The organism is Staphylococcus sp. EG-SA-14 (assembly GCF_017151935.1).
GTDB lineage: Bacteria > Bacillota > Bacilli > Staphylococcales > Staphylococcaceae > Staphylococcus > Staphylococcus aureus.
On the sequence record NZ_JACVZM010000001.1, the window covers coordinates 457,091 to 473,117 of the forward strand.

12 protein-coding genes are annotated in these 16,027 nt (G+C 34.2%); 6 read left to right on the forward strand and 6 right to left on the reverse strand.

The genetic code is table 11. The features are described from left to right. Positions 1-305: 305 nt before the first annotated feature. The 6 genes from noc to rpmH form a co-directional block, all read right to left on the reverse strand. The gene (gene noc / locus IDG63_RS02215) at positions 306-1,145 is read right to left on the reverse strand and encodes a nucleoid occlusion protein (protein ID WP_000742837.1); all 840 of its coding nucleotides are present in this window, start codon (positions 1,143-1,145) and stop codon (positions 306-308) included. 42 nt (positions 1,146-1,187) lie between these two features. Continuing rightward, positions 1,188-1,907, reverse strand: coding sequence for a 16S rRNA (guanine(527)-N(7))-methyltransferase RsmG (gene rsmG / locus IDG63_RS02220; RefSeq protein WP_000215595.1), 720 nt, complete (start codon positions 1,905-1,907; stop codon positions 1,188-1,190). Continuing rightward, positions 1,907-3,784: a tRNA uridine-5-carboxymethylaminomethyl(34) synthesis enzyme MnmG gene (gene mnmG, locus IDG63_RS02225; protein ID WP_000249657.1), complete on the reverse strand. Its 1,878-nt coding sequence runs from the start codon at positions 3,782-3,784 to the stop codon at positions 1,907-1,909. The genes rsmG and mnmG overlap by 1 nt, the downstream gene beginning before the upstream one ends. Positions 3,785-3,850: 66 nt before the next feature. Further along, positions 3,851-5,230 carry a tRNA uridine-5-carboxymethylaminomethyl(34) synthesis GTPase MnmE gene (gene mnmE / locus IDG63_RS02230; protein ID WP_000362503.1) on the reverse strand — a complete coding sequence of 460 codons (1,380 nt, stop codon included), beginning with the start codon at positions 5,228-5,230 and terminating at the stop codon, positions 3,851-3,853. A gap of 138 nt (positions 5,231-5,368) precedes the next feature. Then, positions 5,369-5,722, reverse strand: coding sequence for a ribonuclease P protein component (gene rnpA, locus IDG63_RS02235; RefSeq protein ID WP_001789343.1), 354 nt, complete (start codon positions 5,720-5,722; stop codon positions 5,369-5,371). Positions 5,723-5,842: 120 nt separating this feature from the next. Further along, positions 5,843-5,980, reverse strand: a complete 138-nt coding sequence (gene rpmH, locus IDG63_RS02240) for a 50S ribosomal protein L34 (protein ID WP_000240855.1) — start codon at positions 5,978-5,980, stop codon at positions 5,843-5,845. Between the two features lie 729 nt (positions 5,981-6,709). Between rpmH and dnaA the strand changes: the two genes are divergently transcribed. The 6 genes from dnaA to gyrA all read left to right on the forward strand — a co-directional run bounded on the left by dnaA (position 6,710) and on the right by gyrA (position 15,867). Further along, positions 6,710-8,071, forward strand: a complete 1,362-nt coding sequence (gene dnaA, locus IDG63_RS02245; protein WP_001290433.1) for a chromosomal replication initiator protein DnaA — start codon at positions 6,710-6,712, stop codon at positions 8,069-8,071. Between the two features lie 277 nt (positions 8,072-8,348). Beyond that, a complete protein-coding gene (gene dnaN, locus IDG63_RS02250; protein WP_000969811.1) occupies positions 8,349-9,482 on the forward strand; it encodes a DNA polymerase III subunit beta in 1,134 nt (377 codons plus the stop codon). A 380-nt stretch (positions 9,483-9,862) separates the two neighbouring features. Beyond that, on the forward strand, positions 9,863-10,108 hold the full coding sequence (gene yaaA, locus IDG63_RS02255) for a S4 domain-containing protein YaaA (RefSeq protein WP_001789359.1): 246 nt from the start codon (positions 9,863-9,865) through the stop codon (positions 10,106-10,108). Then, positions 10,105-11,217 carry a DNA replication/repair protein RecF gene (gene recF, locus IDG63_RS02260; protein WP_000775113.1) on the forward strand — a complete coding sequence of 371 codons (1,113 nt, stop codon included), beginning with the start codon at positions 10,105-10,107 and terminating at the stop codon, positions 11,215-11,217. Before yaaA ends, recF begins: the two co-directional genes overlap by 4 nt. A 9-nt stretch (positions 11,218-11,226) precedes the next feature. Next, positions 11,227-13,161: a DNA topoisomerase (ATP-hydrolyzing) subunit B gene (gene gyrB, locus IDG63_RS02265; protein WP_000255578.1), complete on the forward strand. Its 1,935-nt coding sequence runs from the start codon at positions 11,227-11,229 to the stop codon at positions 13,159-13,161. A 36-nt stretch (positions 13,162-13,197) separates the two neighbouring features. Further along, complete coding sequence (gyrA, locus tag IDG63_RS02270) at positions 13,198-15,867, forward strand: DNA gyrase subunit A (protein ID WP_000819086.1); 2,670 nt, start codon at positions 13,198-13,200, stop codon at positions 15,865-15,867. Positions 15,868-16,027 lie beyond the last annotated feature (160 nt).

The following is a 16,027-nucleotide window of genomic DNA, read 5'->3' on the forward strand; positions in this document are numbered from 1 at the left end:
AAATGAAAGTATATCCAGCTCAAATTAGGGAGTGGGACAGAAATGATATTTTCGCAAAATTTATTTCGTCGTCCCACCCCAGCAAGGTTGACTAGAATTGAAAAAAGCTTGTTACAAGCGCATTTTCGTTCAGTCAACTACTGCCAATATAACTTCGTAGAGCATAGAACATTGATTTATGTACCAGCCTGATCAACATATAAATATAAATTTTTATGTTTCACGTAAAACAAAAAAAGACAAAGCTGTTATGATCTTAGCTTTGTCTTTTATGTGTTAGTCATCATGTATACGACATCCTACTACTAACGTTTATATATTCGAATTTTTATTTCATAATAATCTTCATGATCTTTGTCTTTATGCTCAACATGTAGTCCTGTTTGTTGAATCGCTTGGATACTTTTGCCTACCTCATCTCGTGCTTGAGTGACATCTTGTGCAAAGCGAAGGTTTTGTGCTTTGACTTTTTCGGGCCCCGTTTTTTGGCGTACTCTATCTTCAGTCTGTTTCACATTTAGTTTTTGTGCAATGACTTGCTCAATCAACGCTTCTTGTTCACTATCAGACAATGATAATACCGCTCTCGCATGGCGTTCAGTAATTTTACCTTCTCTTAAGCGAAGTAGTACTTTCGGCGCCAACTTCAATAAACGCAACTTATTTGCAATAAAGCTTTGACTTTTACCTAAACTTTTTGCCAATTCACTTTGCGTTGTATCACCAATTTCCAATAATTTCTTATAGGCTTCCGCTTCTTCAACAACAGACAAATTTTCTCTTTGAATATTCTCAATTAATGCAACAACAGCCGTCTCTTCATCATCCATATCACGAATAATAACGTCTGCTTGAGGTAAATTTAGTGATTGTATTGCTCTAAATCGGCGCTCTCCAGCAATAATTTCAAACATATCTTCTTCAATCGGTCTTACAACAATAGGTTGTAGTAAACCATGTTCATGTATTGATTCAGCAAGTTCTTTAATTTTATTTGGTTCAAACACCTGTCTTGGTTGATAACGGTTGGGAACGATACGTTCAATTTGAATGGATTCAACATTACTATTGCGATCTTCTTCAATATGTCCAATGATGTCATCTTTGTTTTTCAAACCAAATAATTTTGAAAAAGGTTTTTTCATTATCCATTCGCTCCTTTTATGTTAGTTGTAAAGGATTATGCATTATTTTTCAAGTAAAGGAGTCTTATTAGGCGTCCCTGGTTTTCTTGGATACTTTTTCGGCGTCTGTCTTTTTTTATCAATAATGAACATCTGGCGCTCTCCAGCATCTTCTGGCAATTCGAAAGTATGTGTTTCTGTAACATTACCACCTAACACACTAATTGCAAATTTTGCTTCTTCTAATTCTTCTTCACCTTTTGAAGATTTTAATGCAACAAACTGTCCACCTTTTTTAACTAGCGGTAAACACAATTCACTTAACACGGATAATCTAGCTACTGCTCTTGCAGTAACAACATCATAAGACTCCCTGTAGACACCCTTACCAAATGTTTCTGCTCTATCGTGTATAAAGCTGACATCCTGTAATTGTAATTCTGACGCTAAATGGTTTAAAAATTGAATACGCTTATTTAATGAATCAACAATCGTCACTTTTAACTGCGGAAACATTATTTTTAACGGAATACTTGGAAAACCAGCTCCAGCGCCTACATCACATATACTTATAGGCTGATTAAAATCAAAATAAAAACTAGGTGCAATGGAATCATAAAAATGTTTCAAATATACATCGTGTTCATCTGTAATACTTGTCAAATTCATCTTTTCATTCCATTCAACAAGTAAACGATAATATGTTTGAAACTGTTGTTTTTGAGTCTCAGTTAATTGAATATTATGTTCTTTTAATTGTTCTGCTAACCATTCTACAGTCATTAGTCACTCACCCTTTGGAGTTTACCTTGTTCTAAGTAAATCAATAATATAGATATGTCTGCTGGATTTACCCCTGATATTCTAGAAGCTTGTGCAATATTTAAAGGTTTTACTTCTGATAATTTTTCTCGCGCTTCAGTCGCCAAACTATCAATCTTACTATAATCTAAGTCTTCTGGAATTTTCTTCTCTTCCATACGCTTAACTTTCTCAACTTGTTGTAGTGATTTATTGATATAACCTTCATATTTTGTTTGTATTTCTACTTGTTCTTCAACATCTGCATTCAATTGATGTTCTTCTTCTAAAATTTCTAAAATTATATCGTAAGTCATTTCAGGTCTGCGTAATAAATCGATAGCTAAAATACCATCTTTTAAGCGAGAACCACCATGTTGTTCGATAATCGCTTGCGTATGTTCGTTTGGTTTAATACGAATATCTGATAAACGCTTAATTTCCGCATCAATTTGCTGACGTTTTTCATTAAAACGTGCATATCGTTCTTCAGAAATCATACCAAGTTCATATCCCATATCCGTCAATCTCAAATCAGCATTATCATGACGTAGTAACAAACGATATTCTGCACGTGATGTTAGTAAACGATAAGGTTCATTAGTACCTTTAGTTACAAGATCATCGATTAAGACACCAATATATGCATCTGAACGACTTAATATCTTTTCGCCTGTGTTTAACACTTTACCTGCAGCGTTAATACCTGCCATCAATCCTTGTCCTGCTGCTTCTTCATAACCAGATGTACCATTAATTTGACCTGCAGTATATAAGTTTTTAATCATTTTCGTTTCAAGTGTAGGCCATAACTGCGTTGGCACAATCGCATCATATTCAATTGCGTAGCCGGCACGCATCATATCTGCTTTTTCAAGACCTGGTATCGTCTCTAACATTTGACGTTGCACATGTTCAGGAAGACTTGTAGATAATCCTTGCACATATACTTCATTTGTATTACGACCTTCAGGCTCTAAGAAAAGTTGATGTCGCGGCTTATCATTAAATCGAACAAATTTATCTTCAATTGAAGGGCAATAACGTGGCCCGGTTCCTTTAATCATCCCTGAATACATTGCAGATAGATGTAAATTATCATCGATAACTTTGTGTGTTTCAGCATTAGTATACGTTAGCCAACATGGCAATTGATCTAATATATATTCTGTTGTTTCAAAGCTGAATGCACGACCTACATCGTCACCTGGTTGTATTTCAGTCTTCGAATAGTCAATTGTTTTTGAATTTACACGCGGTGGTGTACCTGTTTTAAAACGAACAATATCAAAGCCAAGTTCTCTTAAATTGTCTGATAATGTGATTGATGGTAATTGGTGATTTGGTCCACTTGAATACTTCATATTACCTAAAATGATTTCACCACGTAAAAATGTTCCCGTTGTAATAATTACTGCTTTAGATAAATACTCTGTACCAATATTTGTACGTACACCTTTAACTTCATTATCTTCTATAATAAGTTCGTCTACCATACCTTGCATTATATGCAAATTTTCTTCATCTTCAATCACGCGTTTCATTTCTTGTTGATAAAGTACTTTATCTGCTTGCGCTCTTAGTGCTCTTACAGCAGGTCCTTTACCTGTATTTAACATTCTCATTTGAATGTGTGTTTTATCGATTGTTTTTGCCATTTGTCCACCTAAAGCATCAATTTCACGAACAACGATGCCTTTAGCTGGTCCACCTACAGATGGGTTACATGGCATAAATGCAATATTATCTAAATTTATTGTTAGCATTAATGTTTTAGCACCACGTCTTGCAGATGCTAAACCTGCTTCTACACCTGCATGTCCCGCACCTATAACGATTACATCATATTCTTGAACCACAATATAAACCTCCTTATTTGATATCTTACTAGCCTTCTTAAGACGGTATTCCGTCTATTTCAATTACTATTTACCTAAGCAGAATTGACTGAATAACTGATCGATGAGTTCATCACTTGCAGTCTCACCAATAATTTCTCCTAATATTTCCCAAGTTCTAGTTAAATCAATTTGTACCATATCCATAGGCACACCAGATTCTGCTGCATCAATCGCATCTTGTATCGTTTGTCTTGCTTGTTTTAATAATGAAATATGTCTTGAATTAGAAACATAAGTCATATCTTGATTTTGTACTTCTCCACCAAAGAACAAATCTCGAATTTGTATTTCTAATTCATCAATACCTTCTTGTTTTAACATTGAAGTTTGAATTAATGGCGTATCACCTATCATATCTTTAACTTCATTAATATCTATGTTTTGCTCTAAATCCATTTTATTAACAATTACGATTACATCTTCATTTTTAACCACTTCATATAATGTGTAATCTTCTTGAGTCAATGCTTCGTTATTGTTTAATACAAATAAAATTAAGTCTGCTTGGCTAAGAGCCTTTCTAGAGCGTTCAACACCAATCTTCTCTACTATATCTTCTGTCTCACGTATACCAGCAGTATCAACTAATCTTAATGGCACGCCACGAACATTGACGTACTCTTCTAAGACATCTCTAGTCGTACCTGCTACCTCAGTTACAATCGCTTTATTATCTTGTATTAAATTATTTAACATCGATGATTTACCTACGTTTGGTTTACCAACAATAACTGTAGATAAACCTTCACGCATAATTTTACCCTGCGCACCGGTATCTAATAAACGATTAATTTCCTGTTTGATTTCTTTAGACTGCTCTAAAAGAAATTCAGTAGTCGCATCTTCAACATCATCGTATTCAGGATAATCAATATTCACTTCCACTTGAGCGAGTATCTCTAATATAGATTGACGTTGTTTTTTGATTAAGTCACTTAGACGACCTTCAATTTGATTCATCGCAACTTTAGAAGCTCTATCTGTCTTCGAGCGAATAAAGTCCATAACTGCTTCAGCTTGAGATAAATCAATACGACCATTTAAAAAGGCACGTTTTGTAAATTCACCTGGCTCAGCCATTCTAGCGCCATATGTCATAGTAAGTTCCAGCACTCTATTAATCGTTAAAATACCACCATGACAATTAATTTCTATAATATCTTCGCGTGTAAATGTTTTTGGCGCTCTTAACACAGACACCATAACTTCTTCAATCACTTCTTTAGACTCTGGATCAATAATATGACCGTAATTAATCGTATGTGATGGAACATCATTTAAAAGATGTTTTCCTTTATATAATTTGTCAGCAATTTCAACGGCTTGCGGTCCAGACAATCGAACAATTCCAATTGCCCCTTCACCCATTGGTGTTGAAATACTCGTAATTGTATCTAAATCCATATTGCTACTCGCCTCCTTCAACGACGTGAATACATTTTAAAATAAGTTATTATAACCCAGAGGTAAGTCTTACGTTTGTCTGAGGTAAGACTTCGGGATGTGTTGAGTGGTTAATGTTTTACTTCCCCTACCCTATCCTTACTTAATTTTTTTATTAAAAACTTTGGCAATTTTAAGTACGTGCTCAAGACTATTCTGTATTTGTAAAGTCGTCATATCTTTAGCTGGCTGTCTTGCTATTACAATAATATCTTTGGCCAATATATGCGACTTATGTACTTTGAAATTTTCACGTATTGCTCTTTTAATCTTGTTTCTTAACACTGCATTACCTAGTTTTTTAGAAACACTAATACCTAAGCGAAAATGGTCTATTTCTTTATTATTACAAGTGTATACAACAAATTGTCTGTTGGCTACAGAATGACCTTTTTTATATATTCTCTGAAAATCTGCATTCTTTTTAATTCGGTAAGCTTTTTCCAATAACATCACTCGCTTATTTATCGTTTTTATTTGAAGCTATATTTAAACTTCTATTGAGCTTATAACATAAATTTCTATTTATTCTTAATTTAAACGAAAAAAAAGATCACTGATGAGTCAGTGATCTTATGCAGATAAAACTTTACGGCCTTTACGACGACGGCGCGCTAAAACTTTACGGCCATTTTTTGTGCTCATGCGTTTTCTGAAACCATGAACTTTACTATGTTTACGTTTATTTGGTTGATAAGTACGTTTTACCATGCAAAACACCTCCATCTTTATACAGTTATCTAATATACCAGATTATGCAGACTCTGATCACTTTAATAGATAAGATTTTGCGTTTCTTAGATTAAAATTCTCGTATTAGCTCATTGATTATCTAGTCATAATTCAAGCAACTACTACAATATAACAAAATCCTTTTTATAACGCAAGTTCATTTTATACTACTGCTCAATTTTTTTACTTTTATCGATTAAAGATAGAAATACACGATGCGAGCAATCAAATTTCATAACATCACCATGAGTTTGGTCCGAAGCATGAGTGTTTACAATGTTTGAATACCTTATACAGTTCTTATACATACTTTATAAATTATTTCCCAAGCTGTTTTGATACACTCACTAACAGATATTCTATAGAAGGAAAAGTTATCCACTTATGCACATTTATAGTTTTCAGAATTGTGGATAATTAGAAATTACACACAAAGTTATACTATTTTTAGCAACATATTCACAGGTATTTGACATATAGAGAACTGAAAAAGTATAATTGTGTGGATAAGTCGTCCAACTCATGATTTTATAAGGATTTATTTATTGATATTTACATAAAAATACTGTGCATAACTAATAAGCAGGATAAAGTTATCCACCGATTGTTATTAACTTGTGGATAATTATTAACATGGTGTGTTTAGAAGTTATCCACGGCTTTATTTTTGTGTATAACTTAAAAATTTAAGAAAGATGGAGTAAATTTATGTCGGAAAAAGAAATTTGGGAAAAAGTGCTTGAAATTGCTCAAGAAAAATTATCAGCTGTAAGTTACTCAACTTTCCTAAAAGATACTGAGCTTTACACGATTAAAGATGGTGAAGCTATCGTATTATCGAGTATTCCTTTTAATGCAAATTGGTTAAATCAACAATATGCTGAAATTATCCAAGCAATCTTATTTGATGTTGTAGGCTATGAAGTTAAACCTCACTTTATTACTACTGAAGAATTAGCAAATTATAGTAATAATGAAACTGCTACTCCAAAAGAAACAACAAAACCTTCTACTGAAACAACTGAGGATAATCATGTGCTTGGTAGAGAGCAATTCAATGCCCATAACACATTTGACACTTTTGTAATCGGACCTGGTAACCGCTTTCCACATGCAGCAAGTTTAGCTGTAGCCGAAGCACCAGCCAAAGCGTACAATCCATTATTTATCTATGGAGGTGTTGGTTTAGGAAAAACCCATTTAATGCATGCCATTGGTCATCATGTTTTAGATAATAATCCAGATGCCAAAGTGATTTACACATCAAGTGAAAAATTCACAAATGAATTTATTAAATCAATTCGTGATAACGAAGGTGAAGCTTTCAGAGAAAGATATCGTAATATCGACGTCTTATTAATCGATGATATTCAGTTCATACAAAATAAAGTACAAACACAAGAAGAATTTTTCTATACTTTTAATGAATTGCATCAGAATAACAAGCAAATAGTTATTTCGAGTGATCGACCACCAAAGGAAATTGCACAATTAGAAGATCGATTACGTTCACGCTTTGAATGGGGGCTAATTGTTGATATTACGCCACCAGATTATGAAACTCGAATGGCAATTTTGCAGAAGAAAATTGAAGAAGAAAAATTAGATATTCCACCAGAAGCTTTAAATTATATAGCAAATCAAATTCAATCTAATATTCGTGAATTAGAAGGTGCATTAACACGTTTACTTGCATATTCACAATTATTAGGAAAACCAATTACAACTGAATTAACTGCTGAAGCTTTAAAAGATATCATTCAAGCACCAAAATCTAAAAAGATTACCATCCAAGATATTCAAAAAATTGTAGGCCAGTACTATAATGTTAGAATTGAAGATTTCAGTGCAAAAAAACGTACAAAGTCAATTGCATATCCGCGTCAAATAGCTATGTACTTGTCTAGAGAGCTTACAGATTTCTCATTACCTAAAATTGGTGAAGAATTTGGTGGGCGTGATCATACGACCGTCATTCATGCTCATGAAAAAATATCTAAAGATTTAAAAGAAGATCCTATTTTTAAACAAGAAGTAGAGAATCTTGAAAAAGAAATAAGAAATGTATAAGTAGGAAACTTTGGGAAATGTAATCTGTTATATAACAGCACTAATGATAACAATCATTTTTTACATTTCTATATGCTAATGTGGCAAGATGAGAAAAACTCATTTTGTGGATAATGTTTAAAAGTCATACACACCATACACAAGTTATCAACATGTGTATAACTTCGCCAAATCTATGTTTTTAAGACTTATCCACCAATCCACAGCACCTACTACTATTACTAAGAACTTAAAACCTATATAATTATATATAAACGACTGGAAGGAGTTTTAATTAATGATGGAATTCACTATTAAAAGAGATTATTTTATTACACAATTAAATGACACATTAAAAGCTATTTCACCAAGAACAACATTACCTATATTAACTGGTATCAAAATCGATGCGAAAGAACATGAAGTTATATTAACTGGTTCAGACTCTGAAATTTCAATAGAAATCACTATTCCTAAAACTGTAGATGGCGAAGATATTGTCAATATTTCAGAAACAGGCTCAGTAGTACTTCCTGGACGATTCTTTGTTGATATTATAAAAAAATTACCTGGTAAAGATGTTAAATTATCTACAAATGAACAATTCCAGACATTAATTACATCAGGTCATTCTGAATTTAATTTGAGTGGCTTAGATCCAGATCAATATCCTTTATTACCTCAAGTTTCTAGAGATGACGCAATTCAATTGTCGGTAAAAGTACTTAAAAACGTGATTGCACAAACGAATTTTGCAGTGTCCACCTCAGAAACACGCCCAGTACTAACTGGTGTGAACTGGCTTATACAAGAAAATGAATTAATATGCACAGCGACTGATTCACACCGCTTGGCTGTAAGAAAGTTGCAGTTAGAAGATGTTTCTGAAAACAAAAATGTCATCATTCCAGGTAAGGCTTTAGCTGAATTAAATAAAATTATGTCTGACAATGAAGAAGACATTGATATCTTCTTTGCTTCAAACCAAGTTTTATTTAAAGTTGGAAATGTGAACTTTATTTCTCGATTATTAGAAGGACATTATCCTGATACAACACGTTTATTCCCTGAAAACTATGAAATTAAATTAAGTATAGACAATGGGGAGTTTTATCATGCGATTGATCGTGCCTCTTTATTAGCACGTGAAGGTGGTAATAACGTTATTAAATTAAGTACAGGTGATGACGTTGTTGAATTATCTTCTACATCACCAGAAATTGGTACTGTAAAAGAAGAAGTTGATGCAAACGATGTTGAAGGTGGTAGCCTGAAAATTTCATTCAACTCTAAATATATGATGGATGCTTTAAAAGCAATCGATAATGATGAGGTTGAAGTTGAATTCTTCGGTACAATGAAACCATTTATTCTAAAACCAAAAGGTGACGACTCGGTAACGCAATTAATTTTACCAATCAGAACTTACTAAAAATAGATATAAATAAAGGATGACGTGATTAATTAAAACGTCATCCTTTATTTTTTTGCAAAAATAATTCTAGATGCGTATGTAAAATAAATTTGACAGCATTTTAAACAGCAAATAAAAGACGCCAATTAAATTTATGACAAATATATCCAAATTTTAATAAGTGTGCTTATATGCCCTTTAAATTTAAAATTTTAATAGTCAATAACAAGTTGAATATAAAAGTTAAACGCCGTTAAATAGCGTTAAAAAATTGAAAATGACAGTATTGCCAAAAAATAAGAATTAATTATTTATATGTAAACGGTTTCTACCTCTATTTTAAATGAAATTTGTGACAAAAAAAGGTATAATATATTAATGACATACAAAGAAATGGAGTGATTATTTTGGTTCAAGAAGTTGTAGTAGAAGGAGACATTAATTTAGGTCAATTTCTAAAAACAGAAGGGATTATTGAATCTGGTGGTCAAGCAAAATGGTTCTTGCAAGACGTTGAAGTATTAATTAATGGAGTGCGTGAAACACGTCGCGGTAAAAAGTTAGAACATCAAGATCGTATAGATATCCCAGAATTACCTGAAGATGCTGGTTCTTTCTTAATCATTCATCAAGGTGAACAATGAAGTTAAATACACTCCAATTAGAAAATTATCGTAACTATGATGAGGTTACGTTGAAATGTCATCCTGACGTGAATATCCTCATTGGAGAAAATGCACAAGGAAAGACAAATTTACTTGAATCAATTTATACCTTAGCTTTAGCAAAAAGTCATAGAACGAGTAATGATAAGGAACTCATACGTTTTAATGCTGATTATGCTAAAATAGAAGGTGAGCTTAGTTATAGACACGGCACGATGCCATTAACAATGTTTATAACTAAAAAAGGTAAACAAGTCAAAGTGAATCACTTAGAGCAAAGTCGTCTAACTCAATATATTGGACACCTTAATGTGGTTCTATTTGCGCCAGAAGATTTGAATATTGTAAAAGGCTCTCCTCAAATAAGACGACGCTTTATAGATATGGAGTTGGGCCAAATTTCTGCTGTTTACTTAAATGATTTAGCTCAATACCAACGTATTTTAAAGCAAAAGAATAATTACTTAAAGCAGTTACAATTAGGCCAAAAAAAGGACTTAACAATGTTGGAAGTATTAAATCAGCAGTTTGCTGAATATGCAATGAAAGTAACTGATAAACGTGCACATTTTATTCAAGAGCTAGAGTCGTTAGCTAAACCGATTCATGCTGGTATCACAAATGATAAAGAAGCGTTGTCGCTGAATTATTTACCTAGTCTTAAATTTGATTATGCTCAAAATGAAGCGGCACGACTTGAAGAAATTATGTCTATTCTTAGCGATAATATGCAAAGAGAAAAAGAACGAGGCATTAGCTTATTCGGACCACATCGAGATGATATAAGTTTTGATGTGAATGGCATGGATGCTCAAACATATGGTTCTCAAGGACAGCAACGTACAACGGCTTTGTCCATTAAATTAGCTGAAATTGAGTTAATGAATATCGAAGTTGGGGAATATCCCATCTTATTATTAGACGATGTACTCAGTGAATTAGATGATTCGCGTCAAACGCATTTATTAAGTACGATTCAGCATAAAGTACAAACATTTGTCACTACGACATCTGTAGATGGTATTGATCATGAAATCATGAATAACGCTAAATTGTATCGTATTAATCAAGGTGAAATTATAAAGTAACAGAAAGCGATGGTGACTGCATTGTCAGATGTAAACAACACGGATAATTATGGTGCTGGGCAAATACAAGTATTAGAAGGTTTAGAAGCAGTACGTAAAAGACCAGGTATGTATATAGGATCGACTTCAGAGAGAGGTTTGCACCATTTAGTGTGGGAAATTGTCGATAATAGTATCGATGAAGCATTAGCTGGTTATGCAAATAAAATTGAAGTTGTTATTGAAAAAGATAACTGGATTAAAGTAACGGATAACGGACGTGGTATCCCAGTTGATATTCAAGAAAAAATGGGACGTCCAGCTGTCGAAGTTATTTTAACTGTTTTACATGCTGGTGGTAAATTCGGCGGTGGCGGATACAAAGTATCTGGTGGTTTACATGGTGTTGGTTCATCAGTTGTAAACGCATTGTCACAAGACTTAGAAGTATATGTACACAGAAATGAGACTATATATCATCAAGCATATAAAAAAGGTGTACCTCAATTTGACTTAAAAGAAGTTGGCACAACTGATAAGACAGGTACTGTCATTCGTTTTAAAGCAGATGGAGAAATCTTCACAGAGACAACTGTATACAACTATGAAACATTACAGCAGCGTATTAGAGAGCTTGCTTTCTTAAACAAAGGAATTCAAATCACATTAAGAGATGAACGTGATGAAGAAAACGTTAGAGAAGACTCCTATCACTATGAGGGCGGTATTAAATCGTACGTTGAGTTATTGAACGAAAATAAAGAACCTATTCATGATGAGCCAATTTATATTCATCAATCTAAAGATGATATTGAAGTAGAAATTGCGATTCAATATAACTCAGGATATGCCACAAATCTTTTAACTTACGCAAATAACATTCATACGTACGAAGGTGGTACGCATGAAGACGGATTCAAACGTGCATTAACGCGTGTCTTAAATAGTTATGGTTTAAGTAGCAAGATTATGAAAGAAGAAAAAGATAGACTTTCTGGTGAAGATACACGTGAAGGTATGACAGCAATTATATCTATCAAACATGGTGATCCTCAATTCGAAGGTCAAACGAAGACAAAATTAGGTAATTCTGAAGTGCGTCAAGTTGTAGATAAATTATTCTCAGAGCACTTTGAACGATTTTTATATGAAAATCCACAAGTCGCACGTACAGTGGTTGAAAAAGGTATTATGGCGGCACGTGCACGTGTTGCTGCGAAAAAAGCGCGTGAAGTAACACGTCGTAAATCAGCGTTAGATGTAGCAAGTCTTCCAGGTAAATTAGCCGATTGCTCTAGTAAAAGTCCTGAAGAATGTGAGATTTTCTTAGTCGAAGGGGACTCTGCCGGAGGGTCTACAAAATCTGGTCGTGACTCTAGAACGCAGGCGATTTTACCATTACGAGGTAAGATATTAAATGTTGAAAAAGCACGATTAGATAGAATTTTGAATAACAATGAAATTCGTCAAATGATCACAGCATTTGGTACAGGAATCGGTGGCGACTTTGATCTAGCGAAAGCAAGATATCACAAAATCGTCATTATGACTGATGCCGATGTGGATGGAGCGCATATTAGAACATTGTTATTAACATTCTTCTATCGATTTATGAGACCGTTAATTGAAGCAGGCTATGTGTATATTGCACAGCCACCGTTGTATAAACTGACACAAGGTAAACAAAAGTATTATGTATACAATGATAGGGAACTTGATAAACTTAAATCTGAATTGAATCCAACACCAAAATGGTCTATTGCGCGATACAAAGGTCTTGGAGAAATGAATGCAGATCAATTATGGGAAACAACAATGAACCCTGAGCACCGCGCTCTTTTACAAGTAAAACTTGAAGATGCGATTGAAGCGGACCAAACATTTGAAATGTTAATGGGTGACGTTGTAGAAAACCGTAGACAATTTATAGAAGATAATGCAGTTTATGCAAACTTAGACTTCTAAGCGCTGTGAACTGAACTTTTGAAGGAGGAACTCTTGATGGCTGAATTACCTCAATCAAGAATAAATGAACGAAATATTACCAGTGAAATGCGTGAATCATTTTTAGATTATGCGATGAGTGTTATCGTTGCTCGTGCATTGCCAGATGTTCGTGACGGTTTAAAACCAGTACATCGTCGTATACTATATGGATTAAATGAACAAGGTATGACACCGGATAAATCATATAAAAAATCAGCACGTATCGTTGGTGACGTAATGGGTAAATATCACCCTCATGGTGACTCATCTATTTATGAAGCAATGGTACGTATGGCTCAAGATTTCAGTTATCGTTATCCGCTTGTTGATGGCCAAGGTAACTTTGGTTCAATGGATGGAGATGGCGCAGCAGCAATGCGTTATACTGAAGCGCGTATGACTAAAATCACACTTGAACTGTTACGTGATATTAATAAAGATACAATAGATTTTATCGATAACTATGATGGTAATGAAAGAGAGCCGTCAGTCTTACCTGCTCGATTCCCTAACTTGTTAGCCAATGGTGCATCAGGTATCGCGGTAGGTATGGCAACGAATATTCCACCACATAACTTAACAGAATTAATCAATGGTGTACTTAGCTTAAGTAAGAACCCTGATATTTCAATTGCTGAGTTAATGGAGGATATTGAAGGTCCTGATTTCCCAACTGCTGGACTTATTTTAGGTAAGAGTGGTATTAGACGTGCATATGAAACAGGTCGTGGTTCAATTCAAATGCGTTCTCGTGCAGTTATTGAAGAACGTGGAGGCGGACGTCAACGTATTGTTGTCACTGAAATTCCTTTCCAAGTGAATAAGGCTCGTATGATTGAAAAAATTGCAGAGCTCGTTCGTGACAAGAAAATTGACGGTATCACTGATTTACGTGATGAAACAAGTTTACGTACTGGTGTGCGTGTCGTTATTGATGTGCGTAAGGATGCAAATGCTAGTGTCATTTTAAATAACTTATACAAACAAACACCTCTTCAAACATCATTTGGTGTGAATATGATTGCACTTGTAAATGGTAGACCGAAGCTTATTAATTTAAAAGAAGCGTTGGTACATTATTTAGAGCATCAAAAGACAGTTGTTAGAAGACGTACGCAATACAACTTACGTAAAGCTAAAGATCGTGCCCACATTTTAGAAGGATTACGTATCGCACTTGACCATATCGATGAAATTATTTCAACGATTCGTGAGTCAGATACAGATAAAGTTGCAATGGAAAGCTTGCAACAACGCTTCAAACTTTCTGAAAAACAAGCTCAAGCTATTTTAGACATGCGTTTAAGACGTCTAACAGGTTTAGAGAGAGACAAAATTGAAGCTGAATATAATGAGTTATTAAATTATATTAGTGAATTAGAAGCAATCTTAGCTGATGAAGAAGTGTTATTACAGTTAGTTAGAGATGAATTGACTGAAATTAGAGATCGTTTCGGTGATGATCGTCGTACTGAAATCCAATTAGGTGGATTTGAAGATTTAGAAGATGAAGATCTCATTCCAGAAGAACAAATAGTAATTACTTTGAGCCATAATAACTACATTAAACGTTTGCCGGTATCTACATATCGTGCTCAAAACCGTGGTGGTCGTGGTGTTCAAGGTATGAACACATTGGAAGAAGATTTTGTCAGTCAATTGGTAACTTTAAGTACACATGACCATGTATTGTTCTTTACTAACAAAGGTCGTGTATACAAACTTAAAGGTTATGAAGTGCCTGAGTTATCAAGACAGTCTAAAGGTATTCCTGTAGTGAATGCTATTGAACTTGAAAATGATGAAGTCATTAGTACAATGATTGCTGTTAAAGACCTTGAAAGTGAAGACAACTTCTTAGTGTTTGCAACTAAACGTGGTGTCGTTAAACGTTCAGCATTAAGTAACTTCTCAAGAATAAATAGAAATGGTAAGATTGCGATTTCGTTCAGAGAAGATGATGAGTTAATTGCAGTTCGCTTAACAAGTGGTCAAGAAGATATCTTGATTGGTACATCACATGCATCATTAATTCGATTCCCTGAATCAACATTACGTCCTTTAGGCCGTACAGCAACAGGTGTGAAAGGTATTACACTTCGTGAAGGCGATGAAGTTGTAGGGCTTGATGTTGCTCACGAAAATAGTGTAGATGAAGTTTTAGTTGTTACTGAAAATGGTTATGGTAAACGTACGCCAGTTAATGACTATCGCTTATCAAACCGTGGTGGTAAAGGTATTAAGACTGCAACGATTACTGAACGTAATGGTAATGTTGTTTGTATTACAACTGTTACTGGTGAAGAAGATTTAATGATTGTTACGAATGCAGGTGTCATTATTCGACTAGATGTTGCAGATATTTCTCAAAATGGTCGTGCAGCACAAGGTGTTCGCTTAATTCGCTTAGGCGATGATCAATTTGTTTCAACGGTTGCTAAAGTAAAAGAAGATGCAGAAGATGAAACGAATGAAGATGAGCAATCTACTTCAACTGTATCTGAAGATGGTACAGAGCAACAACGTGAAGCGGTTGTAAATGATGAAACACCAGGAAATGCAATTCATACTGAAGTGATTGAATCAGAAGAAACTGATGACGATGGACGTATTGAAGTAAGACAAGATTTCATGGATCGTGTTGAAGAAGATATACAACAATCATTAGATGAAGATGAAGAATAATAAAAAAATAAGAGGCTGGGACATAAATCCCTAAAAAAACAGCAGTAAGATAATTTTCAATTAGAAAATATCTTACTGCTGTTCTCTATTTATACAATACTTCGTATTGAATGGCTTCGCTTTCCTAGGGTGCCGTCTCAGCCTCGGTCTTCGACTGGCA

Coding starts and splice junctions, on each gene's coding strand:
- rnpA (WP_001789343.1), bottom strand. CDS start 5,722: ATGTTATTGGAAAAAGCTTACCGAATTAAAAAGAATGCAGATTTTCAG.
- rsmG (WP_000215595.1), bottom strand. CDS start 1,907: ATGACTGTAGAATGGTTAGCAGAACAATTAAAAGAACATAATATTCAA.
- rpmH (WP_000240855.1), bottom strand. CDS start 5,980: ATGGTAAAACGTACTTATCAACCAAATAAACGTAAACATAGTAAAGTT.
- noc (WP_000742837.1), bottom strand. CDS start 1,145: ATGAAAAAACCTTTTTCAAAATTATTTGGTTTGAAAAACAAAGATGAC.
- dnaA (WP_001290433.1), top strand. CDS start 6,710: ATGTCGGAAAAAGAAATTTGGGAAAAAGTGCTTGAAATTGCTCAAGAA.
- gyrB (WP_000255578.1), top strand. CDS start 11,227: ATGGTGACTGCATTGTCAGATGTAAACAACACGGATAATTATGGTGCT.
- gyrA (WP_000819086.1), top strand. CDS start 13,198: ATGGCTGAATTACCTCAATCAAGAATAAATGAACGAAATATTACCAGT.
- dnaN (WP_000969811.1), top strand. CDS start 8,349: ATGATGGAATTCACTATTAAAAGAGATTATTTTATTACACAATTAAAT.
- recF (WP_000775113.1), top strand. CDS start 10,105: ATGAAGTTAAATACACTCCAATTAGAAAATTATCGTAACTATGATGAG.
- mnmE (WP_000362503.1), bottom strand. CDS start 5,230: ATGGATTTAGATACAATTACGAGTATTTCAACACCAATGGGTGAAGGG.